Source organism: Candidatus Marimicrobium litorale (assembly GCF_026262645.1).
Taxonomy (GTDB): domain Bacteria; phylum Pseudomonadota; class Gammaproteobacteria; order Pseudomonadales; family Halieaceae; genus Marimicrobium; species Marimicrobium litorale.
In genome coordinates this window covers 2,354,168-2,380,290 of record NZ_SHNO01000001.1, presented here as the reverse complement: position 1 = coordinate 2,380,290, position 26,123 = coordinate 2,354,168, and the positions used below count along the sequence as shown (strand labels likewise).

The following is a 26,123-nucleotide window of genomic DNA, read 5'->3' as shown; positions in this document are numbered from 1 at the left end:
TCGCCGGAGCCTGCGGCAAGGCAAACGAAACCAGCGCCTCGGCAAACAATAAAAATTTGCACAGCCGCTGGTCCCAAGAACCCGTTTGATTGAGTGTCTGAATGCCTAATTCAGCCCGAACGCAATTCGTCGCTAGTCTGCTTGAACGTAGGCTCCCTTTTGTCCTGTTGTCTGTATTAGCCCTGCACTACCTATGGTTTGTGTATAGTAGCGCCCCTAATATTCCCTACCACGATGATATTATCGATTTCCTGCGATTCGTGAACCGGGTTGCAGACGCCGACAGTTTCTGGACAGCGCTTCAGGAAGGGTTCAGACAGTATAACGAGCACCGAACCAGCGCATCTCGTTTGCAGGTGTATATCGCGTATCTCATCGAAGGGGATGTCAACTTCCGAACGTTGGCAGTACTGGGAAATATCGCGCTGCTTTTGATTCTTTTCCTGTTTTACATTGCGGCGCGTAACGATCGTCGATGTTGGTTGTATGTGCTGGTGGCGGCGCTCCTACTGCTGAATTTACGGGCGTACAGGATAGTCCTGTGGGGCCAGCCAGCTCTGGCTTATTTCTACGTATACTTCTACGCATTTGCCTGTATTTTTGCACTGCATCGTGTGACTCCCGCCCGTTTTCTGCTTGCTGCTTTATTGTGTTCTTTGTCGTCGATGACGTTGGCTTCGGGCCAAATTGTGTGGTTATTTGGGCTGGCGAGTCTGCTGCATCAGTCTCTCTGGAACAGACGATGTTCCGTTATCTACCCGGCCCTGTGGCTATTGTTATCGATTGTAATGCTGCTAGTTTGGCGCATCGGTTTTATCGCGGAGACCCCGGAGTTGTCTGCGGAGGCGCTTGCCCAACTAGCGAAAAGTCATCCAAGGGTCCTGCTTGACCCAACTGTCAGCGAGCTCCTGATTCGATACGCGTCCTTCTTCATGGTGATACTGGGCGGCGCTATTACTGCAACAGATGCGCATCTAGCGGTATGTTTTGGGTCAATTATGCTGGGCTTATTGTGCTTCGTAACATTCCGCTACTATCGTGAAGAAGATGTACGCTTGATCTTGTGTTGTTGGTTTGCAGTTGCAACATTAGCGGCTGTGGCCGTGGGACGTTCGGCCATGCTCCCTCCGGAGTCAGCGTTATTATCTAACAACCGTTACGGTTTTTTTTCCGTCATGGTGATGTGCACTCTGGTGATGGAGATGCAGCTAAGACTCAGCGTTTTCAAGACTTCTATGGCCTATTTGTTGCTTGCGCTGGCGGTCAGTTATTCAGTGTGGTCATATCAGCGGTTTGTCGGTCCGCTTGAACAGTTCTTGTCGGCCAGGTATGAGTCTTATAACGAGTCCCCATATTATGTTATTGGTTATCCGATGAGTGCGACTGCCTCAATTGTTGCGAAGGCGGTAAAGGCTGGTCGTTATATTCCGCCTTGCAGGCCCTATCCGTCCTGTGAGGAGCAAACGTTGACTACAGACTCACTCAGACCTTAGCCGGTTTTCGCCCAACGATAACGAATTGGCCACCAAGTAGCGGCCAAACCAGTGGCAAATTAACATAGAGCTTCACCAGCAACGGGTGTTGGGGGAGCTTCGAATCGGTACTGAAGGGGATGAAGCGGGCGACAACCTTCGTTACGTCGAATCCCGCCTTGAAGAACGCTTCCTGGCAAGACCGGTCTGTTAATGGCAGAACGTGATCGTAGTAATCCCAGTACTTTCCCGGCTCACAGCGCAGGTTGGGTTGCATGGCAACATATACGCCACCGGGTCGCAGGACCCTGAGCGCCTCAGCCAGCACTTCGTCCATAACTTCCTTGCTGGGCAAGTGCTCAAAAAAGTTACTGCTGAAACAGGCATCGACCGAGTTGTCATCCAACATGCTCAGATCGGTTGCGCTCCCCAGGTGAAATTGTATGTCCTCAGGCAGGTACTCCTCGGAGTCCGGGTTCAGGTCGATGGCTATTTTGTCAGATGCTGCAATGTGCCGGATGAACTCGCCATAGCCACAGGCAATTTCCAGCACCGTTGAGGAGGGGGTTATGAATTGCTGAAAATAGGACTCACATAGTACCTTCCAAACAGCATCTTTCTTATCGCGCGCTTCGTCTGAAAAGCGGATTTGATAAAGCTTTGCAAGATCTTCCATGGCTCGCCCCTAGTTCCTGGTGCGCCCTTCAGGCAGGTCGTATGAGTCGGAGAAAACCTCCCTACGAATGCGTAAGATGTCCTTGATCGTCCCAATGATATTGGGCAGTGTGGTCGCTGAACCCGTGCCGAAATCTCGTGGAAAGGTCTGTATGCCAACCTCTCCAACAGGAAAGCCACGCAACATGGATTTCAAAGTCAGCTCTGCGCCGATAAATGGGCTGTTAGAAGACAGCTCAATTTCATCGACAACTTTTCGATTGATCAGACGTATGCCTGTCGAAATATCCCGGAAAGGACTTGTAAACAAAAGGCGCAATACCGCGTTGTAGACGAAGGAAATAAAAATACGCTTTGTGGAATACAGCTTGCGATACCTGAATGCAATCACAAGCATGTAGTATTCCCGCACGGCCAGCATCTTTTTCAGATCGTAAACATCATACTCGTTATCACCATCTATCATACAAATGAGGTCGAAATTGCTTGCGGCGATGCCGGTTTTCATCGCCGCCCCATAGCCCTGATTGACGGGGTGATGAAGGACACTGATTTTCTCGTTCTCTGCGGCGAGCCTGTCCGCGATCTCTCCAGAGGCATCTGGAGATCCGTCGTCGACGATAATGATCTCGTAGTTGCGCGCCACCTCGTTCAGCAGGCTCAAGGCGCGTTGTGCGACGATCTCCACCGTGCTCGCGTCGTTATACACAGGGAAAAATAGGCTGATGTCTGGTTTTTCTTCAATCATAGCGTTAAAAAGAAAGCCGTTTATAAATGAACCACGGTAGCAACTGAACGATACGATAAACCATATACCAGGGGCGAGGCAAAAATCGCCTGCCGTTGGTGAATCGCTGTTTGTATACCACGTTCGCAATCCGGTCTGGAGCAGCCATGGGGAATGGTAGATCCTGCGCGAAGGCCAGGTTGGTGTTCAGGTAGCCAAGTATGTAAAACTGGCAGCACAACCCGCTCTGAGCACTGCTGTGAGCCAGGCTTTCAAAGTAAGCTTGAAGTGCGCTCTTGGCAGCTGCGTAGGCGGCGTTTTGGGTTCTGCCGCGAGCGGTTGCAACGCTGCCAAAGCCAATGACAACACCGTCATTATCTTTTAGCAGAGGAAGATAGCGGTTGAGAAGTTCGCAGGGTGCGAGGTAGTTCACCCGAGTTAGGTAAGTCAGCTTGTCATCGTTAAGCCCTACCACATCATCATTATCGTTGGCGCCTGCTGGAAGCAGAACGCCTTTCAGAGGTTGATGTACCTGTAAGGCTGCATCGATCTCGGCATAGGAAAGCGGGCTATTGGCCAAGTCGATCGTCACAGGGCTTACCTTAACGCCGTGCAGGATTGCCAGGTGTGCCGACAAAGCCTCGGTATCACGCTTGTCTCGTGAGACCAGGATGAGTTCGTTGCCGGCGGACGCGAAGCGTTCTGCAAGGGCGCGACCAAGCCCGGAAGAAGCGCCCACCACAAGATAAGTCATTGTAGTCCAAGACGGTCAGAGAGTTCGGAGCGCATCAGCCGGTCCTTATCGTAGCGGTGCAATGTCTGTTCGAACTTCACCAAGCCTGGCAGGGTCTGTTTGGCGATGCTTCCGGGAAGCCGGGAGTCTTTGGAAAGGTTGGGCTGGGCGTCGAATTCAAGGATCTGTGCGTCGAGTGCTTCCATGAAAGACTCTGTCCTGGCGTTGCGAAAACAATCGAGTGCTACGAGGATGCCGGTCCCGGTCATGCTCAATGACTGCTGCGCTCCCCTGAAACGTTTCAGCGAGATCATCATTGTGGGTGCGCCTGTGGCGTTAATCAACTGTTTCAATCCGTCCAGGCAACGTTCAATATTCGCCTCACTGACGAGGAACTGGGTTTCCCGTAGACCCCGCTTTCCAAAGAGTTTATGGAAATACGGATTGGTTGCAAATGGAAACGATGCTTTCAAAATATCGGTCGCTCGGCTGGCCCCTGCGATATCGTTTTGCAGTAACAGTGCCTTGTTGGCCATGCGCGCTGTGATGCCATTCCAGACGGAAAAGGGCAGCGTTGCCCTTGATTTTGCCGTCATGGGGGTGAATGACAGAGAGTCGGCGGCACCCTTTTCCTGCTGCGCCCAGTGCCCCGTATACATTATCCCCTTGCCAAATCCGGGTCCTGGGCAAGCGTCATGCCAGCTGTAAGCTATGTCGGCCTCGCAGGACAGCAGCGTGCGAGATGCCTCTTGCAGGCTGTGCAAGCTGGCCCCGGTTACGGCGAGCGCCGGAGCCGGTAGTTTAGCTAGTTGCAGTGTCACTTCAGTGATGATGCCCGTCATACCAAAACCGCCACAGGTCATTCCGAACAATTCAGGTGACTTCATCGCGGAACAAACCTGATAACCCTTTTGCGGATGATAGAGTGTAAGTCCCTTGACCCAGTCCGCGAAGGTGCCGTCTTTGAATGGGTTTTTACCGTGTACGTCTGCGGCAACGCACCCGCCCACGGTAACCAGAGGATAACCGGGCAGCACAGGCAGATGCATGTGGCGGGGGATTGCCCATGTCATGATATCGATAAGTCTGACACCGGCCTCTACCGTGAGGACAAGCGTTTCCGGATCGAATTTCAGGAATCGGTTAAAGCATGTCATTTCCTGCACTAGCGAATCGGCTCCGAAGCTCGAGGCGGAGTAGGCGTAGCCGCCGCCCCGCGCAATACGGGGTCGGTCGTACTCCAGCGATTCCAGGTGACTGTAACGATCGGGACGCTGGTGATCAGTGACGAGGCTTAATGTGCCGTCGAAGGTTGTAAAGCGACTCTGTCTTAAAAGTCCGTTTGTCATTGCTGCGCGCTCTTGTCGGCTAACAAGTGGTGGGAGACAGCAAAGCTGTAAGCCAGTGCGCCGACTGCCGTTGCGCTGCCAAGCAGTACCAGTTGCACCAATGTAGCGGCAACCAGCGCCACTGAGGGGGCAAAATCAAACAGCACGGAGGCGAGATGAAAGGCGTATTGCAAGGTGCCTATGCCTGCCGGTGCAGCGGGGATAGCCGCAGCTATTCCGGTCAGTCCGATCAGCAGAATAGTTTGGCTCGCATTCAACTGAACGCCGAGTGCCATGAGAATGCACCACATAGTAATGCTGTTGAGCGACCAGATAACCCCGCTACTGATCACCAGCTTCACGTAGCTGGAGGGGTGGCGCAGGGCATTCAGACCCTTCACCAGATTTTGCGCCGTTTCTGTCAGTGCTTTGATTCTCAGATTGATGGGGTTGTTTTGTCGTGTTGCCAAAAAACAGACTACGACTGTAAGGGCTGCAACCGGCGCTGCTATCAGCGTGAGACCGTGTTTGACTTCGGCGAGGGTATCAGGATGAGCAGTGGTGGCAAACCAAATGCCCCAGGCGGTCATCCCCAGGATCGCCATCATGTCAAAAAGGCGTTCGACAATAATCGAGCCGAATGCAGCCACCCGCGAAACATTAGCCAGTCTGCCCAGCAAGTCGGCCCTCAGTGCCTCACCCAGCTTTGCGGGTAGGATGTTGTTGGCGGCGCATCCTGAGATGAAGGCGATAGAAATTTGTCGGTCTGAAACCGGGGTCTGCAAATGAGACAGCAGTACTCTCCAGCGTATAACTCTTGCACCCAGTTCAACCCAGTAAAGGGTCAGTGCCAGTATAATCCAGGCGGGCTTAATGCTAGCTAACTCTGCAGTGAACGTGTCCCAGCTGACATTGCGAATGCTGAGATAAAGAAATACGCCACCGATCAACAATCCTAGCGTGAGCTGGACTGGTCTGGATTGGAAAATCGGTTTTGACGCCCTTGTCACGTAATTACCGGCCTGGCCCTATAGCTGAATTAAATATCTTGATGGTTGTTGTATGGCAGGGATTATCCCGCCGCCTATGGCATGTCTTGCGGACACTCACGCCAGCCTTAACGACTATGCTGCTCGTCTACCAGAGCATTCTCGCGAAGAGCTGACGGGTTTGGACCGGCCTGTTCAGCGAGGGCTTGCCGTTGCCTTTGATGTTAACACGATTTTTTGGTGCGCGACCGACGCGATAAGGCCGTGGTGTTTGGCGCGTGGGTTGATTCGCTGAAGAGAGCTGCTTGGATTGTCCTGCCGCGGTGTGTAGTCGCCCCATAGTGGGTGGCGCCCTGTTGTTGTCACGATGATGGCATGCGTGTTCCGGCCTTCAAACGTTTCGGTAATCAAGCATTACCGCTGATCCTGCCGCCGCAGCGGCCAGGCCACGGTGCGAGTTACTGTTGTGCCGGCCTACAGTTCGCGTATGCGGATATTGCGATACGACACCAGATCGCCGTGATCCTGCAAAACGATATAGCCTTCTGCGAACTTTCCGAAGTCGGGCATGTCGGCAAATTTACTGGCTGCAACCAGCGCGTTCCATTTCTTGCTGGTGCGCTCTATGCTGACAACCTTTACCCCATTTAACCAATGTTCGATATGGTTGTCCTTGATGCGGATACGAACTTTGTTCCATTCTCCCGCCGGTTTTGCGGTCTCCGGCTTGGCGGCGATAAGATCGTAAAGATCGCCTGCCCGATGAGTGATAATTTCGCCGTCCGAGTGCAGCTCGTTGTCCAGTATCTGCATTTCGATTCCCGTGTGCCAGGGCACGTTTTCCAATTCATCTTTAACAAGGTAAAAGATGCCGCTGTTCCCTCCGGGGGATATTTTCCATTCCAGGCTGAGCTCAAAATTTCGGAACGACTCGCGATAATAAATCAGGTCACCGGCGGGTCCGCCGAATGCTGCGCTTTTTATTAGGTCCCACATGGGAAATATGCCGTCCTGCTCAAGCACCAGTGTGCCGTCAACTACTCGCCACTTGCTCACGTCGCTCTCGTTGCCGCCGTAGTTACGCCAGCCTGCCAGCGTCTCGCCATCGAACAAATCACGCCATGCCGGCACCAGCCGTGTGGGCGCGGCGGCTTCGGTATCATCTGTAGGTATATTGTTCAGGGTATACCAGGCCTCCGCTGTCCAGAGCTTCGCGCCGGATGCCGAGCGCAGCCGGTCTGCCAGCCGCAGGTAGACCACATAGCCCGCCTGCAGGCCGGGTATGCGCAGCTCAATATGCCGCCGGTCGCGCGATAGCTGAATTGTGTCTACGGCCAGCGGTTGTTCATCGTATTTCGGTCCGCCGTATTGTTCAGTGGGATGGTAAAACCATTGCTTTACCAAGAGATCATCGAGCTTCAGCTGTATATCTTCGGCCAGTGGCTGTGTAAGTTCGATGTCAAAGCCATCGCTACGTGCGCGCACGGCGCGCATTTCAAACGCCCTGTCTGCCACCCAAATCAGTCGTTCCAGCCCCTGCCACGCCTTGCCGTACTCACCCCAGTTGGGCCTGCTGCCAGCCTCACCGACTAAAATCGAGCCGTCCGGGGCGCGCAGCAGACGATTGACCCCCGCTTCAAACCCGGCGCTGAAATGGAAGGCGGCCCCCTGCTGCCGGTCATCCACTTCTTCAAGGAAGACGCGCTTGATGCCGCCGTTATAGATATCACCGAAAATCCATTGTCCTGCATACGGCCCCTCTGCCAGTTGCAGGGGTTGGGTAGGGGAGTTGCCGACCTCGTCCTGGGGCAGCCAAACGCTGGGAGGCAGCTCCTGTGTGCTGATGACGCCGGGGTCAGGCACTGCGCGAGAGCCGTAAAAGCCGCCCGGTTCGATTTCAATAAACTTGCTGGAAGGGAGCCAGTCACCCTGATTATCAGTAACGTACAGACTGTTATCAGTACCGAGTGCGATGCCGTTTGGCGTGCGGAAGCCGGCGGCGTGAACAACAGCGTCGCCGTTCTTGTCCACGCGTAATAATTTGCCCTGCGTGGGGTATTGATCCGGGCAGCTGGCCCCGCCCGGGAGCACGCAGATTGAGAGCAGGAAGTAAAAGTCATCCTCGTGGTGAGTCAGCCCAAAGGCAAAGGAATGGAAGTTGCTACTGGTCGGCCAGTCATAGGAGGCGGCGCGGTAAAGATCGATGACGTCGTCGCCATCCGTATCGATCAACTCGGTGAGTTCCTGCTTTTGCAGGACAAAAATTCGATCATTTACAACGGTCAAACCCAGTGGTTCATGCAGCCCCTCAGCAATTCGCCGCACCCGTTGTTCCCGGGGTGCCTCCGGGTCAACAAGGAAGACTGCGCCGTCGAGGTCCCAGCTGGCGACTACCAGGCTGCCATCACTGCGCAGACCCATGCCTCCGACCCGTGGTTCGAAGCCCTGCGGGGCGACCTTTTCAACGCGAAAGGACGGATGCAGGGCAGTCAGCTTGGGCAGTATGTCGTAATCGTACTCGGGCGTCGCCATGTAGGCCTGCCCCTGGTCATCCAAGGGGCTGTCTAGAGGTGCCATTGTCGTATCAACACCCAGAATATAGGTGACCGCGGCTTCTGCGTCCTCCCGTGATAACTCGGGGTGTGGCGGCATGGGCACCTGTCCCCAGGTCCCTTTGCCGCCCTCGAGTACGCTGGTTGCAAGGGCTGAGACGACTTCCTCCTGCGCCTTCCCACGGAACTTTCCCGCTATTCGCGCCCAGGCTGGCCCAGATACTCGATGTCCTTCGGCATGGCAGCCAAGGCAATCGCTGCCGGCGATAATTGCTTCACCACGCTTCGCTATATCGCGGTCAGCCGATTGCAGCAGGCTGGTTGCTGACTCGGGCGGCCCGATCGCAATTGCGTCTGACAGTGGTATTTCCAGCGTACCATCGGCAATGTGATACTGATTGCCAGTATTGGAAAAGCCGGCGGTTATTTTCTGGTGATTGTCGAGACGCTCAAAATGGCGGGTAAACACCGGGGTACCATCGTCGCGCAGGGCGAATTCTGGCTGTTCGGTCAGTTCCAGCCTGTACCCTTCGGCGCTAAGTGCAAAACGCATGTAGGCCGTTTTACGATCCTTGCCATACTCATGGCCCAGATACTGAATAGTTGCGGGTATTCTTTTACCATCCACCTCGATGAACCAGTCTGAATAATTTTCATTGCGGTAGTACCAGGCACCTTCACTATGAGGTTGCGGTCCGTGCTGTTGATTGTAGGCTGGCCCGTCGAACTGCACCTTGCCACGCCATACCTGGTAAAGAGACTGGTGCTGTATGTCGTATGCCGCCCATATGTGGGGCGCTAGTGCGAACATCAGTATGCGAGGACGCTCGTCAAGGTTGCTGCGCAGTACCCAGGGTGCATTGCCGCGGCCCTCAACCTGCTGCCTTCCGTAGGACGGGTCGGTAACGAAGGGGGACTCGGTTCCCAGCAAGTGGCCTTGCAGTATCTCGATGACTGCGCCGGGCCCATCTCGTTTAGCGAGGTTGCTCATGAAGGCAAGCTCGGAAGGAGAAACCATGCCAAGCTGCACGATGCTGAACAGGCCAAGCGACAACAGCAGCGCCAGCAACAAAGGCATGAGCAATAAATAGGCAATGAGTTTTTTCATGGTCTTACAGTTTTAATCCACAGAGGATGTCGCTAGCGGCGATGGCTCGACTGTCATGATAGCGGGGAACGCTGTGAGTGCAAGCGTGTGTGGTCACGCGTATACGTCCGTTTGGACAGGGCCGGCGGTCAATAAAATGAAAGGATGCCTTCAGTGTGCTAGTCTTTTTTGCTCGCGCTGCGTGTTGATGAGGACCGCGTTACAACTGCCGGTCGAGGAGTATCATTAGTGACCCTAAAAGCAATTGACCCTTGGGTGAACGTCAGTATGGGTTCCATGGCAAACACTCCTTTCATGAAAAAAGTGAAGGAAGAGTATTTTAAGGCCGGCGACGATTTTTTTCGCGACATTGAAGCGGACGAACTGATCGAGCGGATGGACGCGGTTGGTATTGAAAAGTCTTTTCTTACGGTTGATCCGGCCCGTCCGGAACAACGCGTACTAGACTTCACTACGAAGTATGCGGGAAGATTTTACCTGGCAGCGGCGCCACGCTTAAAAGAGGGCATGAACGCATTATGGGCGATGGAAGATCTGGCGCGCGATTATCCTGTCATCATGGCTCGGGTAATGCCCTTTGAGTTAGATCTTCCCCCAAGTGACCCAATCTACTATCCCCTCTACTCCAAGTGTCTGGAGATGGATATTCCTGTAGGTATCAATACGGGGCTGCCTGGCCCGCCGGTGCCCGGCGAGTGTCAGAACCCGATGGCACTGGATCGTATCTGCCTGCATTTTCCGCAACTAAAAATCATCATGCAGCACGGTGCGGACCCCTGGTGGGATATTGCCATTCGTCTGATGATAAAATACCGCAACCTGTATTTGATGACCTCGGCCTACTCGCCGAAATATTTGCCGCAGTCGCTGCTGCATTATATGAACACTCGGGGCAAGCAGAAAATTATGTTCGCATCGGACCACCCGGTGCTTACTATGGATCGCTGCCTACAAGAGGCACAAGCACTCGACCTGCGCCCGGAAGTTCTGGAAAACTATCTATACAACAACTCCGACGTGGTATTTTTTGAGGAGCGCAAACCGCGCTATGGTGAGTTCAAGTAGGCGCCACCACGGCGTATCTGCACTGCTGTCTTGCGGGTGGCATAAAGAGCGAAAGGGAAACTCGATAGCTATGTTGTTAAAAAGGGCAGTAAGTAGTTTTCTGCGAGATTTTTGGAATAATCTAGCTTGCGCCGAAATCCATCGCGTTCTGGTGGTTGTCTGTTGCATCGATATGAACACACAAAATCAGTTCTAAGAAAAAATTTATATGAGACAGCGCTACCTCAAGCGTTTCGTCATGGGACGAGCAATGATGAATCAGGGCCACCGTTTCCGATTGATGCAATTTACAAGACGCAGGCTGCGGTTATACTGGCGGTTTGTTTTCGGCGGGCACTGCCATGTGGAAGGATGACCAGCGGGTGATGGGTAAGGCGCGTGGATAAGAGGCCGCTGGTGCATATCGGTATGCCCAAGTGCGCATCCACCTGGCTGCAAAAGCATTTTTTCCGGCCGAGGAATGGCTTTCGCGAGGCGGTTTCCGCAGGCTATGCTTACTTCGGATTCATACATGAGGGCAGCTTCCAGTGGACTTCGCATCGCGACCAGATCGATCTGGCCACACCGGATGATCTGGTCCCCGTGGTGTCGGCAGAGGCACTGGCTGGCAATCCTCTCACTGGAGGCCATGACGGGGAGATCAATCTTTCTCGTATTCACTCCGCGCTGCCCGAGGCTCGGATACTCATCATAATCCGTGAACAGGAAAATATGATGCGCTCGCTGTATAAACTGCTGATAAATTTTGGCTACCCCTATCGGGTCGGATTGGTGCTGGAGAATCAGTTGGCAGGGAACGTGCCAACTTTTAACTTGGAGTACCTGTGTTATCACCACATCATAGCGGCCTACCAGAAAATGTTTGGCGCTGACTCGGTTCTGGTGCTGCCCTATGAGGCGTTTCAGGCAGAGCCGAGCGCTTTCCTCGAGCAAGTGAGGCTTTTCTGCGAAGTGGATGCTAAGGCAAAACCGCTTAAGGTCAATCTGGAAAAGCGCGAGAATATCAACCGGTCGCTGGTGAGCATTGAGCTCAAGCGACTATACAATCGCTATATAGCCCGAACGCGTTTTAGCATGGGTGGTTTTGTGAACCCGGGTGAAATAAGTGGAAAGGGGAACTTCGATCCGTATATTCCTCAACTGCTGGAACGCTGTTTGGAGCGGCGTTTCCATCAGCAGGTTCAAAATAAAACGAGCGGTTTCTATGCGCAGAGCAATACGCAGACCCAGCAACTGACAGGTTTGGATCTGGCGGCATATGGGTACCAGCTTCCTTGAGCCTGTTGAGTTAAACCAGGCGGCAACCGTTTTCCGAAAGGCGGTGCGGCGCGACACCGACTGTGCGACAATTTTAGTGCTACAGATTAGGAGAAAAGTGAATGGCGGGCGAGATCAAACCCTTTACACCGGGACAAGAAAAGTTTGGTGGTTGGATTATAGGTAAGGTAGGCCGTTGGCAAACCACGGTTTACGAGCTGACTGGTGGTCGCCTGTGGAATACTTTTCTCGGCGGCCCTGTGGCGATACTCACGGTGACAGGCAGGAAAACAGGCCGAGTGCGTAAGATACCGCTGTTATACCTGAAGCAAGGTGATGATGTTGTCATGACTGCCTCCAAGGGCGGCATGAGCAAGCTGCCGGTTTGGTATCACAATGTGGTGGCAGCGGATACGGTCGATATCCAGGTCGGAGCAGACAAGAAAACTTACCGTATGCGAGAGGCGACCCCAGAAGAGGAGGTTGGCCTATGGCCCCAGCTGGAGGCCATGTATCCGGATTATAAAGACTATCGCGCGCGCACAGAGGGTGTTAGGAGTATTCCGATATTGATTTTTTCCCCGGCTTGAGCCGGGCCTGGGCGGGTCTCAGGCAACGTGTTCCTTTGTGTAACTTGCCAGCGTGGATGCGCAGGCCCTGGCGGTCTCAGTTCCCTTGGTCACAAAGTGCTCTGCGAAAAAAGCAGGTTGTCCATCACTTTCGAAGTCATGCGGTGTAAGCACGGCGGAGAATACCGGCACGCCGGTATCAAGTTGTACAGACATCAATCCATCTATAACGGCGCCGGCAACGAATTCGTGACGGTAGATGCCGCCATCCACGACCAGCCCGGCTGCCACGATCGCTGCGTAATCTCCAGAGGCCGCCAGTAACTTTGCTCTCAGCGGAATCTCGAAAGCCCCCGGAACCTCGAACATGGACACGTTTCGTCCGTCGCGCTGAGAAAACTCGTGAAGGAAGGAGTCGCGCAGGCGATCCACGATATCGCGGTGCCAGCATGACTGTATAAAAGCGACGCGACCGCGTGCCGCTGTAACGAAATAATCGGAGTTAAACGACATCTGTTGTTTGCCTCTGGCTTCAAGTTAAACAACAGGGCAAACAAGACGCAGAGCGTGGCCGAGATATCTCCCGACCAAACAAATCACACCTCGTTCTCATAACCAGACTGTGACTGTCGGCCCCGGAATCACACCGGGTCTGCGTGTCCTCCCGGCAAAGCCGAGAGCGCCCGCGGGCTACGCTTGTGCGATTACCGCCGGTGGGGACTTCCACCCCGCCCTGAGAACTTCCCGTTGACCGGGAGGGCGGAAAGAATACCCTATAAGGCCCTCACCCTCAAACGGTCCGCCTGACCACAGGCGCGGTTTGTACGCAGGGATATGTCACGACGAATGCCTAGCAGCCTTGATCGGCCATGTTCTTGTCGCGGGCGGACAATGTGCTATTTCCTGTGCAGGCGCTCAATTTTGGACAGATCGATTCGTTGGGTGGCCCGCTCTTCGTCAGAATGACTGCTGAGTTTATCTGAAATGCGAGGGCACGATCCACTGAGAGCAAGTCCCTCAAGGATGCGGCCACGGGGTAATATGGAAAAGGGCTGTATTCACTTCGGCAAGTCGTGGATTCTTGGCAGCGCGCCCATGAGGGTGGAGATAAAATGCCGGCCTGTTGTTTCCCTGCTGATTGGCGCTTCTGAACTATCGATTATTTGCTGTAGCACTCTATGGCTGTCCTGGTCTTCAGTTTTAACCGAGTAGCGGTGCTGGCAGTAAAAGTCTCTGAGCCTCTCCTGTGTCAGACCTCGCTGCAGTAAAAGCTTCCAGTGATGGTACGCCATGGCCCGAATAACGAATGCCTCGCGTATCGTTCTCTGAGTTAATTGCTCATCGTCGGCGCAGGGCAGCAGGGGGTCGTATTCGCCCAGTGCTCGAGCAAACATGCCCTGTTGGTCAGAGGCGATGTGCTCTCCTGCTGCTGAAAAACGTTTCACCCCTTGATTGCCACAACTGGGGCTGCCAGTGACAAGGATATAAGCACAAAGCATAGGCGCGGAATCCAGTACATCTTGCGCAAAGCGAGTCAGTGCCATCGTGTAGTCGTGTTGATGGCCCGCCACATCAAGGGCCTGCACGGCACCTGTCTCTCCCACGAGGTGTATTGGCGGCCGCGGTACGCCCATTCCGATTCCTACCTCGGGGCAGAATGTCCGGTGTTCAAATTGCGCCAGAATTTTGAGCACATGGGTATTCGCGGAATTGGATTCGCCGTCATAGCGCACAGACTGTCCAGCCAAACAAGCGCCCAGGCCGAGTTGTGGGCGCGCCGTCGCGTTGGAGTCGGGTTGGCTTTCTTGCATTGGCACAGTCTTGCCAGAATGGCGCGGCAGTGGGCTTGTTCAGGCGAACAGTAGCACGGATTGAATGACGCGTTTTTATCCTGTGGGCGATCGGTATAAGGACGGTGGAACATCGCAGGGTGTCACGTGCCCGCGGTGGCGCGCACGCAATGTTGCCGCACGGTTTAATGGTGTACTCTTCTAGCTCAGGAGGGGTTGAGGAACGGGCAGAGATGAGCGCAAGCAGTAAAAGCGGGATTGGCAGCCTCGCAGGCAGCGTGGTGCTGTTACTTGTTTCATCGCTGCTGGCTTTGGTTGTAGCCGAATTTATTTTCCGTGCCTATAAGCAGATCGGATGGCAGAGAGCTGTCAAATATCACCAGCATGTGCTGTACCTCATGCTGCCGGACAGCCCCCTCGAGTATGCACTCAGGCCCGGCGTAAATCGCGAAAATGAGGTAGTTGAGAGCGGTATCAAGTGGTCTTATCAGTTGAATGCTGACGGCTTTCGCGGCGACGAATTTGATGTTCAGTCCAATAAAAAGCGGGTTCTGTTTGTCGGTGATTCCTATACCTTTGGTTGGGGTGTTGATCAGCAGGAGGTGCTGCCGTATCAGCTGCAGCAGTTGCTTGCAGGCACACCCTATGCAATCGATGCCGAAATTTACAATCTGGGTGTTCCAGGCTACAACACGCTGCAGGAATTTCACTTGCTAAATCAGGTGATTGACCGCTACTCGCCGGAGTTGGTTATGCTTGGGTATGTTATGAACGATGCTCAACCCCAGGCTAATGTGCATGAGCGACCATCGGTGCGTTATCGGTATGTGCGCTCGTGGTTGCTCGCGTTTATCAAGGAGCAATACAACTATTATATGCACAAGGGTGAGGCTGTACTGGCTACTGGCTTGAATCTGCCTGATAAAGATTTCGTCGCTTCGGTGGTCGAAAATCAGCCGAAGTGGGTGGCTACCCGACAGGCCTTGACGGATATGGCTGGTCTCGCCCGCAGTCGCGGTATTCCATTCATACTCGTAGTTTTTCCATCCTTTAACATGCATCTCGATCGACGTTATCCCTTTCGTCCTATCCATAATGAGGTCAATGCGTGGGCCGCCGAAGCTGGCGTCACGTCGGTGGACCTGCTCGATTACCTGCAGGATATTGACCGGGAAGTCTATCGAGTATCAGGAGATGGCCATCCTAATGGCAAGGCATTTGAGTCGGCGGCAGAAGTGCTTGCTCCCGTGGTCTATGGCGCTCTCAAGACGCCGTCATCCGGCAGATAGCCGCTTGAGTAGATTGGTAATTTGACTGGGTATTCTTCGGTGAGACAATATGATTTTTTACTTAGAATCAGCACATGGACGATACGCACAGCGGCCAGGGAGGCTGTATGCGTCTGTTGTTCTCCGCAACTCAAAGGGCGGAGAGGGCAGACATGGGGCACGATAAACTAAAAACGGGGGCGCCGACAGCCAGGTCAGGATTTCAACACTCAGTAGTGAACGCCTGATAAGGATGATTGTGCGTGATATCCCGGTAACGCGTAAGAGACAAGCATATGATTGCTATGGTTCTGGAATTCGCGCTGTTCTTCTTAGTCCTTTTCTTTTTTGTACCCGGGGCTTTGATTTTCATTCGGTCACTTCATAGACACTTGCACAATAAGCAGCTGGTGTTGCAGAAGAGTATCGCAGGTTAGACTCTACCTCCGATCGGATCGTTAACAGTATCGACGTCACTCATCCGCTGGATGGGGGAGCCTCCTACCCTCCAAAATTCCGATTGCACCGACGCCTATTCCTCCGCTAGTCCGGGTTCGGCTTCTCCTGCCAAAACATTCTTCATAATTTTCCCCGCAGCGTTGCGCGGCAGAGGTTGTGGGTAAATTACCCATTGGCTTGGCACTTTGAACGCTGCAAGCCTCTCGCGACAGAAAGCGGCTAGCTGCTCGGTACTGGGTTTACCGCCATCGGCTACTACCACGATGGCCTTCACATCTTGTCCCCTGTCAGGATGCGGAATACCGATAACAGCTGCTTCCAAGATGTCCGGGTGAAGCTCGATACAGTGTTCTACCTCTACTGGGTAGATATTTTCTGCGTTGCATAAGATGAGATCCCTGGCGCGAGTATTGATGTAGAGGAGCTCGTCATCAAAATACCCCATATCACCCGTACGAAGCCAGCGTCCAGGCGCAATTGCCGCGTCCGTTGCCTCGGGGTTACGCCAGTAACCCAGCATCACGCAGCTGCCTCGAATACATATTTCGCCTTGTTGCCCGGGCGGGAGTTCGCGGTTTTCCTCATCGCGAATGCTGATTTCTGTGCTGGGGAATACGCGGCCAACGGAGTTGGGGTGTGCTTGAAGCAGGTCGCCCCAGTTATGCGTGCCCACGCCGGACGACTCGGTTAGTCCGTAGCCCAGTGCCATGCGACCTCCGGTGCCGCGGAAGGCGCGCGTCATCCGCTCCTGCGTCGCTCGGCTGGTGGGCGCTCCACCTGATCCAAGACGGCTGACACTGCTGAGGTTGTAACTATCAAAGTCAGGATGATTCATTACCCGCGCAGCCATGCTGCCCAGTGAAGGCCAGGTGGTGACTTTTTCCGTTTCGATCAGCTGGAGCACTTTTTCGGCCTCGAACTGGCCCAGTGTCCAAACGCTTTTCATACCCACTGCGAGGCTGGTAATCACTCCTGTGAACAGGCCGGAAAGGTGAAACAGAGGCGCTGAAAACAGGCCACAGTTTGGCCGGGAGTCGTCGTTTTCCGTATGACCCGCTTCTCCTTCCATTATCATCATGCGGAAGCCGCTGAATACGGCAGAAGCGAGGAATGTCACCAGATTACGGTGACTTAACAATACGCCTTTGGCGCGCCCGGTGGTGCCGCTGGTGTAAAGGATCAGTGCCGCGTCATCTTCGGCGATATCGCAATCGGGCAGCGCCGGAGACTCCTCATCTGCATCCCAGCCCTGTTCCAACTGCGAAAAATTTTCCTCGATACAGATAATGGGGCATGTCAGCGTATCACTCGCAATACGCGAGAGGCGCTTGCGGTCAGCTACCAGCAGTTTTGGTTCCGCGTCCTCCAGCGCGATGAGTATTGCTTCCCGGTTCCACCAGCCATTTAAACCTGTGCAAATTCCACCGATGCTAACGGTTGCCCAAAACATCATAATCCACTGGGGATGGTTATCCGCAAGGATTGCGACCCTGTCGCCGGGTTTTACACCGTAGTCGCGGCGCAGGTTGTGTGCGATCGCGCTGACTCGCGCCAGATGTTCGCGAAAGCTGATACGCTGTTGCTCGCAGACAATATATTCGTTGTCCCCGTGATGAACGGAGTTTTCTACAATCTGTCTCAAAGAGCGGTCACGGTTTTTAAACACTTCCATAGATTCACCGAGAACGTCTTCTCTTACGATTTCAAATGCCCCCTCCGGGCTCACCAACTCCTCTTCAATTTCGTCTGCCGAGCGCATGCGATTGTCTCCTCGATTCATGTCTTAGCGACTACCAGAAAGATGGAATCGCTTGGTATCGTTAGCGTTTGATCCGGTGTTCGTCGAGTTCATTGACACATATCAGCCGGCTGTGCCGGTGGATTGTGCCGACCTCGGTTTTTGTCAGGCAGGCGCCGCTGCGCTGTTACTCCGACTTGATCTCCTTTTGCGTAGCGATTGCGCGCGGAGAGATGTGAGTCAGGCGACAATGTCACCCATTTTCCTGAAGTACTCTGCGGCATCCGGGGGCAGCACCGGAGGCTCTTTGCCAACAGCATAGCAGCCCAACATGACTTGCGCGGAGCGTTCGATGATCTCAACCAGGTCAGCCGCGCGACGCAGGCTACGTCCCGCCACGATGATGCCGTGATTGATCAACAGGGCGGCCCATTCATCCTGCATAGCTGCGGCCACGGCCTCGGCAAGCTCTTCTGTCCCGGGCATCAGGAAAGGCACTCGGGGAATATTGCCAAAAAATGCTGCCTCGGTAGAAATGGGAAGAAAGGGTAGCCCTGAATTGGCAAGAATTGTCGCGTTGGGTGCATGGGCGTGAATAACGGCGGTCGCCTCGGGCTTGCTGGCCAGAATACGGGCATGCATGCACCACTCGCTAGAAGGTGAGCGCGCACCCGGGACCATTGTTTCGCCATCGAGATTGATGCGCACCATCATGTCGGCGTTCAGGTCGCCTTTGAATACGCGGCTGGGAGAAATCCATATCTCGCCCTCTGTATCGGGAATCCTAACGCTCACGTTGCCGCCAGTCGCTGTAATGACCTGTGACTCGAAAAGCTCTCGCATCGTAGCCACGAGGTCTTCACGGAGGTCGCTGGGCCCTGATTTTAAATCGACCTGGTCTGCAGGCCCCGATCGGGGTATTGCGGCGAGGTCTCCGGGATCTCCCACCTCATTCCGGGCAATCTTGTACAGGCGCTCCATATCATGCTGTATTTCCTGCAGCGTCATTGCCTTGGCCGCATCGCCTAGAAAAGATAGTTCTCCGTTCATGGCGCACTCCATAGCGTCAATGGTACCGTTGAACATGCCGTCTATGATTTCGCCCCGCATCTGCAACTGCACCTCAGCAGGCTTTTCCGGCGCCCCCATCGCGCTCAATACTGCGCCTTGTTTGAGAGTAAGATAAAACTCCAGGTTGAGGTCATAAGCCTTGAAATGCAGGGTAACGTCCAGGTCGGTGCTGAAGTCATTTAGAGACGTATCAGCTGTCATGCCGGCGCAGAAGCTGTCGAGAATGGCTCGCATCTTGTTCACGATTTCGATAGGGGCTGCAATGCCGGCCGCTGTTGCGGCGGGTTGTTGCTGCCGGGTTTCTGTCCTCGCGGTGTTGGCGTCACGTTGCAGGTCGGACACCGCTGGTCCGCTGTTGCGACTGAGCCGTGCTATCTCGGTGTCGTCGGGTTCAGGTTTTTCCCCATGCCAGTCAAATCGGTCGAGTACTTCCGGGTTAAGGACGTTGTGTGGCTTTTCTCCCTTAAGTAGTTGCAGAAGCGCAGCAGAGACGCTTTCGCCCTGGTGATGCGCAACCTCTTCTGTATTCCCCGCAGAGTGGGGGGTACACATTACGCTGGGATGCTGCACCAGGGGGTGATCGAAACCAGGAGGCTCCTCGGCGAAGGTATCCAGCCCGGCTCCAGCGATGCTGCCGTTCTCCAGCGCATCTACGAGAGCCTGTTCATCAATCAATGCTGCACGGGCTGTGTTGATAAAAAATGCCCCTGGCTTCATCTGCGAAAATTGGGCTTCACCGATCATGGCTTTGTTCTCTGACGTGACCGCGGCGTGCAGGCTCACAAAATCGCTGCGTTGCAGTAACGTGTTCAGGTCTGTCAGGCGGCAGCCAGCCAGTGCGGCTTGTTCCGGCGTAATGAATGGGTCGGCGACGAGTATTTCAACCTCGAACCCTGCGAGGCGTTGCGCGACCGCGCGACCCACGGCGCCTAGTCCCACAAGCCCGATGCTTTTGTGCCACATTTCGTGACCCTGAAACTGACTGAAGGCCTGCCCCATCTTGCCCATGTTACCGGCCGTACAGTCTTCCTGCTGCAGAAACTGAGACGCGGCGGGGAGCTTGCGTGCTAGGTTTATCATAAAGGCAACTGCCAGATCAGCCACCGCCGCCGCGTTGCGGCCCGGTGCAAAAATTACTGGAATACCAAATGCAGTGCATGCTTCTACGTCGACATTTACCGCATCACCGCGACAGGCTGCTACTACTCTCAGATCAGGTAGTTTGTTCAGCGCGGCGGCATTGAGAATGTCTATTTCAGTTACAAAGATCTGTTTGCCGGCGAGGGCCTTGATGAGGTCGGCACCGGTAAGCATGCGTTTGACCTCTCGGAAACTCGCATACTGCACATCAACGTATTGCCGTAGTTTTTTTAGCGAGTCCTCGTCGAAAGTCGCGGATACCAGCGCCGAGATACCCTCAGGAATGCTTGAGAGATCAGTGGTACTCCCCGTCTCTTTCAGTACGCGAGGTACGAGGTGTTCAATGGCCAAGTCAGTGGTGTGGGCATTGGATGCCTTTTGGTAGCGCGACCAGCTACTGTACAGCTGACCGTTTACTTCCCCCAGGGATCTGTCTGGTTGAAACTGTTTGCGGATGCTGCATAGATCTGAGGGGGCGTGCTCAAGATCGCTGAAATGATTGCTCGCCACGCCGGCACAAAGAGCAGCACCGAGGGCAGCGGTCTGGTGGGTGCGGGGCACATCGACCTGACGATCTGTAATGTTGGCGAGAATCTGTGCAAACACATCGCTGCGTGATAAGCCACCGCACAATGTCAAGTTATCGGTACTGACGGGCCGACCCAACACAGACTGAAGTTGATCGAGGTTAGCTCGGACGCTACAGGCGCAGCCCTCGATCAAAGCGCGAGCGAGGTGACGTCGTGGGTAGGCGTCGTTCATGCAAGACATGTGGCTTAGGGTCAGTTGCCCGATAGGCATGCCCGGGGACTGCATGTCTATCACCTCGGCGCCCAGAGTTGACAACATGCCGGCCGCGCCGGGCTCGGATAGAGCCGCCTCGGCCAGTAGCCGCAATTCGGGCTGCGGCGCATCGGCAAACAATATTTTTGCGAGGAGACTAACCGAAAGTCCCATGCCGCCGCCATTGCTTTCGAGAATCCAGCGTCCGGGGAGAATGTGATATGTCCCCATAGATTTGCCGGCTGAATCAAAAGCCGGAGACGCGAGTACCGACTGCACGGGTGCGGTGGTGCCCGCAACGACGGCACTTTGACCCGCGTTTATTACGCCAGCGCCCAGCAGGCTGCATTGCGTATCACCGCCCCCTAAACCCAACACAACGCCGGGTGGCAGGCCCAGATGCGTCGCCGCGTTATCCGAGAGTATGCCGAGCGGTGAGCCGGCGGGTAATACCGGAGGGAACATACCGTGGGGAAGTTGCAGTGCGTCAATTGCCTGCCAGTACCATTCCCGTTTTGCCAGAGAAAAAAGGCCCGTAGCGCTGGCGCTGGTGGCATCCAGCGCCCGGGCGCCGCAGAGGCGGTAATTGAGCCATTCACCGAGCCCTGAGAGATCCGCCACACGGTTGAACTTCTCAGCGGACTGGTTGCGCAGCCACAGAAGCCTTGCAGACGCGTGCAGAGGCAGTGGCCAGCAGCCGGTCCCCTCAAGTAACTCCTGCCCCAGTTTATCCGCGACGTCGAAGTATTCCCCAGCAGCCCTTGCGTCGCGGTTGTCCATAGAGAGTATGGCTTGTCCATCTCTGTCCAGAACGACGGTGCTAAAGCGCATCGCCGCTACCGCAACCGAGGCGACAGCAGCAGGATTGATCGCCGCTTTCTTCAGTGCACCCCGGCAGGCATTACCAACGATATGCCATACGTCTTCCAGATCGACGGTGTAACCGGTGCCAAAAGTGCCTTCCTGCGGTGGAAATTGCCATGCCCCGAAGGCGCTGTGCAGCGCCCCGGATGCACTGTTTAGCAGCACGCACCGCGCTCCGCTACCGCCGAGATCAATGCCCATCAACCATGGCTTGTCCATTGGTTACATCCTTAAAAAGTAGCGAAAATACAGCTGAGCACGGTAAAATATTATCATCAGGCACCTGTCTTATAAACCATGGCCAGCCTAAAAAAACTGGGCTATACTTCGATCAGATTGATCCTGTGTGCACACACGCATCGGCGCAGTATACCGCGTGTTCTGAAGGTCATCCTTTTTATGAGTGAGAGAATCCCTCTTCCCCTGCCGTTCGGTTGGTTTCGTATGCTCGAATCCAAGGAACTTGCTGTCGGCGACGTAAAGACAGTCCAGTATCTTGGCAAAGAGTTTGTACTGTTTCGTACAGAAGATGGTCAAGCCCACGGTGTCGATCCTTATTGTCCGCACCTGGGCGCTCATTTTGGCTTTGGAGGCGTGGTGGAGGGCAATGTCCTGCGCTGCCCCTTTCATCACTGGAAGTTTGACGGTAGTGGCCAGTGTGTTGATGTTCCCTATGCGAAGCGAATTCCTGCCAAGGCCCAGGTTGAAGCCTATCCGACCTGTGAAGCAAATGGGATAGTGTTCCTCTGGCATCACCCTCACGGTGACGCGCCGAGGTGGGATGTGCCCAAAGTCGAAGATTGGTGCGCAGAAGGCTGGATGGAACCGATTTACCATACTGCGCGAGTGCGCAGTCATCCGCAGGAAATGGCGGAGAACGTGGTGGATTCACCGCACTTCCACTTCGTGCATGGCACGCCTGATATACCTGAAAAAACGTTTACCTTTGACGGTCACATTATGCGGGCCTTTCAGGGTCTGACGTTTACTACGAGGGAGGGCGATCTCAAGGGTAGTGTCAATATCGAGTCCCATGGGGGAAGTATTGGTATTACGAGGTTCAAGGGTATAGGTGAAACACTCATTATCGTCACCGGTACGCCAGTTGATCACGAGTATCACGAGACGACTATGCGCTTCAGTTTCAAGATTCTTGAAGAAGGACTGGAGGCGACGCAGGGACTGGCCAAAGCGTTTATTGGCGAGGTTACTCGTCAACATGCTCAGGACGTACCTATCTGGGAAAACAAAAAGTTTCACGAGAACCCGGTCCTGTGTGACGGTGACGGCCCCATCCACCAGATAAGAAAGTACTACCAGCAGTTTTACGTTGAGCCCGTGTGACCGACAAGCAGCTCAAGAAGTAACGAGTCTTGCGCTGCTAGTACCTGGCAGACGTTAAGGAGAGATGCGGTGCCGGTCCGGCATACACACACGGATAAATCGCTTTACGTGCAGTCGGGTTGGTGGCGTTGTTGATTCGAAACACACGCACGTTTCACACGCGGACATCAAAGGGCAGTAGGTTAAAGCAATACTTCGGGGCCTCTTATAGCATCTCAATTCCATAAAGTTGTGCCGCATTGTTGCACAACAGCGCGGCTTGTTCTTTCGTTGTCATACCTTCAGTTACGCTAGCCATGACCTGTCGTGATTCTGGATAAGTGCCATCACTGTGAGGGAAATCTGTTGCCCACATGACGCGGTCCAGATTGAGCCCACCCTTGACTTGCTTGACGCTGTAATCGTCTTGAAAAGTGACGTAGATATTGCTGTCAAAATAAGTGCTCGGCATTTCCTGTAACGCTTGTGATTGCATGTGAAAGCGGTGCCGTTCATACGCATGATCCATACGAAACTTGAAGTGTGGCACCCAGCCTGCATCGGATTCCACGCACACCACTTGCAGCGCGGGGTGCCTATCAAAAACCCCGCCGAGAATCATCATCATGATAATGTTTTGCAGGCCCCGCACTGTAACAATCTGTTGTACGAGTCTCGAGCCGCGCACGCGTTCCATGATGCCATCTTTTGTCGTCAAGATATGAAAGCTGACGGGCATACCCAGATCGACACACAGACGCCAGAACTCGTCATAACATGGGTGATCGTAATCTTCCAGTTCGGGGTGACCCGGCAGCATAACGCCGCGAAAGCCCATTGCATGCGCCGATGCAAGTTCTGTTATCGCCTCGGCGGGTGAACGCATGGACAGAATGGGTATGCCGATGAGGCGATTGCTGTCGGTATCGCAGAACGCACCCAGCCATCGATTATAGGCGTCAAAGCAGGCTTTCTTGTAGTTGATATCCGGGTGGTTGCACAACACCATACCGAGGCTGGGGTAGAGTACTTCTGCAGATATGCCTTCTTCGTCTTGTATGGCAAGGCGCGCCTTTGGATCATGACCCGCCGGATGCAATTCTGCCCAGTCGACCGGGTCAGAGAAACGCTCCGGTGCGCGCCCTGCAGTACAGATCAGTCCCATGGGTACCTTGATATCCAGATCTGATATTTCCAGAATGGCACCGCGTTCCTCGTCAAATATCGCTCGTGGGCGCTTGTCCTCAAAAGCAGGGTCGATATCACGAAAGCAGTCCTCTGTTTCAGAGATATGCGAGTCGGCAGAAATAGCACCGAGAGAGTAAGTCGCTGAATCGAGTGTCATTATTGTCTCCTTCATCTGCGAGCCTGAGCGAATGCCATTGCCCGTGTAGCAACTGTGATGTGCCGTCTGTTTCGAATGAGTGTAGTCTAAACCGTGTTGCTATTCAGGACAAAAATAGCGCCTGACCCTGCTTGGCGTTGGAACAGTGCCGTTTCTGTGGCTGTTGCCGCCAGCCTTGACCTTCGCTCCCCGGCTTGCCACAGTGCAGAGGGGAATTGCGAACAAGCAATAGTATTAATCGTAGTCGCCCTTTAGACACATGCCAGCAAGCGCAGATGCAATCAGTGGGAGATCGACAATGACACAGCCGTTTCCAGACAATATTTTTCTCAGTGGATCGATGGCGCCCTCGGGGATTGAATGTGATGCCCCGGATTTGGTGATAGACGGAGAGTTGCCTACCGATCTACAGGGAGTCTATTTCCGCAATGGCCCCGATCCGATATACCCGCCGAGAGGCGGGGCTGAGTACCACTGGTTTCATGGCGACGGAATGATACAGCGCTTCGAATTTTGCGATGGCCGGGTTTCCTGGAAAAACCGCTGGGTGCGCACCGAGAAATATGAACTGGAGCGCGAGGCAGGCGAATCCTTGTTTGGTGTATTGGGCAACCCGATGAATGCGGCTCCTTCTGTGGCTGACAAACACTACAACACCGCCAATACTCATATTGTCTGGCACGGGAACAAGCTGCTGGCGCTGATGGAGGGAACGATTGCGGTAGAGCTGAATCCGGATAGCCTGGCCACGCTGGGTAACTTCGATTACAACGGTATGATTGATGGGCCGATCACAGCGCATCCGAAGTTTGATCATGCGAGCGGAGAAATGATCTTCTTCGGCAATCAGGCAAAGGGACCGTTTTCGGAATTTTTACGGCTGAACGTGGCGGACAAGGAAGGCAATCTCATCACCAGCGAAATGATTGAGGCGCCGTTTCCCTCCTTTGCTCATGATTTTTTTGTGACGGAAAATTATGTTGTCTTTCCGGTCTACCCACTGGTATTCAACCTGGAGCGTGCGATTGAAAGTGGTGTTCCCATGGCCTGGGAGCCGGACCGGGGAGCACACTTTGGTGTAATGCCACGCAATGGTACGGCAGACGATATTGTGTGGCACGATATGGACGCTCGTTGGAGCTTTCACATGGTAAACGCCTGGGAAGAGGGTGATGCGATCAAAGTGGATGTTTGCTCGTCTAATGCCACCCGCTTTGCTCCGATGCTTGATGGCACTATGGCGAGCGAGTCCAGCGGCCTGACGCCTACCCTGCGGCGCTGGTCTATCGATCTGGCAGGAGGCAAAAAAACAGTTGGGGAAGAAATGCTGGACGATATGGCCTGTGAATTCCCGCGCACAGATGATCGCTTTATGACGCGTTCACATCGTCATGCCTATCTCGTGGGTGCACTCGAAAATCAGCTGGTTTTCAATAAGCTGATTCACTACGACCGAACAACCGGTAAACGTAAACTCTGGGGGGAGGACCGATATCTGTTAGGCGAGCCAATACTGGCGCCGCGCAGTGGGTCACCCGATGAGGGCGATGGATATCTCCTGAATCTTGCGTTTAATAAAGAAACCTCCCTCACCGATTTGTTGATCTTCGATGCTTCAGACATCGAGGTGGGACCAGTTGCGACAGCGAAACTGCCATTGCGTATCCCGACCGGCTTCCACGGTAGCTGGGTTGGCGCCTGAACGCCCGGATTTTTGTTTAACTCGAGCCAGCGCCTTCGCCGCGATCTATTGAAAGCCTGCAATGCCGTTGCGTTGCAGCAGTGATTTGCAGGCCGTGCGATTTTACCGTTGGCCGTTCATTCGTGTAGTAAACGATGGAAATACCACACAGACCATGCAGCGCCG

General features: G+C 54.2%; 18 protein-coding genes and 1 riboswitch. Of the genes, 7 read left to right on the top strand and 11 right to left on the bottom strand.

Features of this window, described 5'->3' with window-relative positions; translation table 11 throughout:
• Positions 1-101: 101 nt before the first annotated feature.
• Positions 102-1,493, top strand: a complete 1,392-nt coding sequence (locus EYC82_RS10620; protein ID WP_279249505.1) for a hypothetical protein — start codon at positions 102-104, stop codon at positions 1,491-1,493.
• On the opposite strand, the gene EYC82_RS10615 is transcribed toward EYC82_RS10620, so the two are convergent.
• The 6 genes from EYC82_RS10615 to EYC82_RS10590 form a co-directional block, all read right to left on the bottom strand.
• Entirely contained in the window at positions 1,483-2,148 is a 666-nt protein-coding gene (locus EYC82_RS10615) for a class I SAM-dependent methyltransferase (RefSeq protein ID WP_279249504.1), read from the bottom strand. The two genes, EYC82_RS10620 and EYC82_RS10615, sit on opposite strands and share 11 nt — an antisense overlap.
• 9 nt (positions 2,149-2,157) lie before the next feature.
• Positions 2,158-2,895, bottom strand: coding sequence for a glycosyltransferase family 2 protein (locus tag EYC82_RS10610; RefSeq protein WP_279249503.1), 738 nt, complete (start codon positions 2,893-2,895; stop codon positions 2,158-2,160).
• 4 nt (positions 2,896-2,899) lie between these two features.
• The gene (locus tag EYC82_RS10605) at positions 2,900-3,628 is read right to left on the bottom strand and encodes an SDR family NAD(P)-dependent oxidoreductase (RefSeq protein ID WP_279249502.1); all 729 of its coding nucleotides are present in this window, start codon (positions 3,626-3,628) and stop codon (positions 2,900-2,902) included.
• Positions 3,625-4,956: an FAD-binding oxidoreductase gene (locus EYC82_RS10600; protein ID WP_279249501.1), complete on the bottom strand. Its 1,332-nt coding sequence runs from the start codon at positions 4,954-4,956 to the stop codon at positions 3,625-3,627. The genes EYC82_RS10605 and EYC82_RS10600 overlap by 4 nt, the downstream gene beginning before the upstream one ends.
• Complete coding sequence (locus EYC82_RS10595; protein WP_279249500.1) at positions 4,953-5,945, bottom strand: lysylphosphatidylglycerol synthase transmembrane domain-containing protein; 993 nt, start codon at positions 5,943-5,945, stop codon at positions 4,953-4,955. The genes EYC82_RS10600 and EYC82_RS10595 overlap by 4 nt, the downstream gene beginning before the upstream one ends.
• 453 nt (positions 5,946-6,398) lie before the next feature.
• Complete coding sequence (locus EYC82_RS10590; RefSeq protein ID WP_279249499.1) at positions 6,399-9,584, bottom strand: 3-keto-alpha-glucoside-1,2-lyase-like domain-containing protein; 3,186 nt, start codon at positions 9,582-9,584, stop codon at positions 6,399-6,401.
• Between the two features lie 228 nt (positions 9,585-9,812).
• Between EYC82_RS10590 and EYC82_RS10585 the strand changes: the two genes are divergently transcribed.
• From EYC82_RS10585 to EYC82_RS10575, 3 genes are all read left to right on the top strand, one after another.
• Positions 9,813-10,649: an amidohydrolase family protein gene (locus tag EYC82_RS10585; RefSeq protein ID WP_279249498.1), complete on the top strand. Its 837-nt coding sequence runs from the start codon at positions 9,813-9,815 to the stop codon at positions 10,647-10,649.
• 378 nt (positions 10,650-11,027) lie between these two features.
• Positions 11,028-11,927, top strand: a complete 900-nt coding sequence (locus tag EYC82_RS10580) for a sulfotransferase (RefSeq protein WP_279249497.1) — start codon at positions 11,028-11,030, stop codon at positions 11,925-11,927.
• A 101-nt stretch (positions 11,928-12,028) separates the two neighbouring features.
• Complete coding sequence (locus EYC82_RS10575) at positions 12,029-12,496, top strand: nitroreductase/quinone reductase family protein (protein ID WP_279249496.1); 468 nt, start codon at positions 12,029-12,031, stop codon at positions 12,494-12,496.
• Positions 12,497-12,514: 18 nt separating this feature from the next.
• Here EYC82_RS10575 and EYC82_RS10570 read toward each other — a convergent pair whose 3' ends face one another.
• Both EYC82_RS10570 and EYC82_RS10565 read right to left on the bottom strand, forming a co-directional pair.
• Positions 12,515-12,988, bottom strand: coding sequence for a 6,7-dimethyl-8-ribityllumazine synthase (locus EYC82_RS10570; RefSeq protein ID WP_279249495.1), 474 nt, complete (start codon positions 12,986-12,988; stop codon positions 12,515-12,517).
• 88 nt (positions 12,989-13,076) lie between these two features.
• Positions 13,077-13,220: riboswitch (FMN riboswitch) on the bottom strand.
• 313 nt (positions 13,221-13,533) lie between these two features.
• Positions 13,534-14,286: a DUF523 and DUF1722 domain-containing protein gene (locus EYC82_RS10565; RefSeq protein ID WP_279249494.1), complete on the bottom strand. Its 753-nt coding sequence runs from the start codon at positions 14,284-14,286 to the stop codon at positions 13,534-13,536.
• 212 nt (positions 14,287-14,498) lie between these two features.
• Here EYC82_RS10565 and EYC82_RS10560 point away from each other — a divergent pair, with 212 nt between their 5' ends.
• Entirely contained in the window at positions 14,499-15,554 is a 1,056-nt protein-coding gene (locus EYC82_RS10560; RefSeq protein WP_279249493.1) for an SGNH/GDSL hydrolase family protein, read from the top strand.
• A gap of 511 nt (positions 15,555-16,065) precedes the next feature.
• Here the strand turns inward: EYC82_RS10560 and EYC82_RS10555 are convergent.
• Positions 16,066-17,751, bottom strand: a complete 1,686-nt coding sequence (locus EYC82_RS10555; protein ID WP_279249492.1) for a class I adenylate-forming enzyme family protein — start codon at positions 17,749-17,751, stop codon at positions 16,066-16,068.
• Between the two features lie 219 nt (positions 17,752-17,970).
• On the bottom strand, positions 17,971-21,807 hold the full coding sequence (locus EYC82_RS10550; protein ID WP_279249491.1) for an NAD(P)-dependent oxidoreductase: 3,837 nt from the start codon (positions 21,805-21,807) through the stop codon (positions 17,971-17,973).
• A gap of 180 nt (positions 21,808-21,987) precedes the next feature.
• Between EYC82_RS10550 and EYC82_RS10545 the strand changes: the two genes are divergently transcribed.
• Positions 21,988-22,932 carry an aromatic ring-hydroxylating dioxygenase subunit alpha gene (locus EYC82_RS10545; RefSeq protein ID WP_279249490.1) on the top strand — a complete coding sequence of 315 codons (945 nt, stop codon included), beginning with the start codon at positions 21,988-21,990 and terminating at the stop codon, positions 22,930-22,932.
• A gap of 205 nt (positions 22,933-23,137) precedes the next feature.
• On the opposite strand, the gene EYC82_RS10540 is transcribed toward EYC82_RS10545, so the two are convergent.
• Complete coding sequence (locus EYC82_RS10540) at positions 23,138-24,256, bottom strand: amidohydrolase family protein (RefSeq protein WP_279249489.1); 1,119 nt, start codon at positions 24,254-24,256, stop codon at positions 23,138-23,140.
• A gap of 298 nt (positions 24,257-24,554) precedes the next feature.
• Between EYC82_RS10540 and EYC82_RS10535 the strand changes: the two genes are divergently transcribed.
• Positions 24,555-25,958: a carotenoid oxygenase family protein gene (locus EYC82_RS10535; RefSeq protein WP_279249488.1), complete on the top strand. Its 1,404-nt coding sequence runs from the start codon at positions 24,555-24,557 to the stop codon at positions 25,956-25,958.
• Positions 25,959-26,123 lie beyond the last annotated feature (165 nt).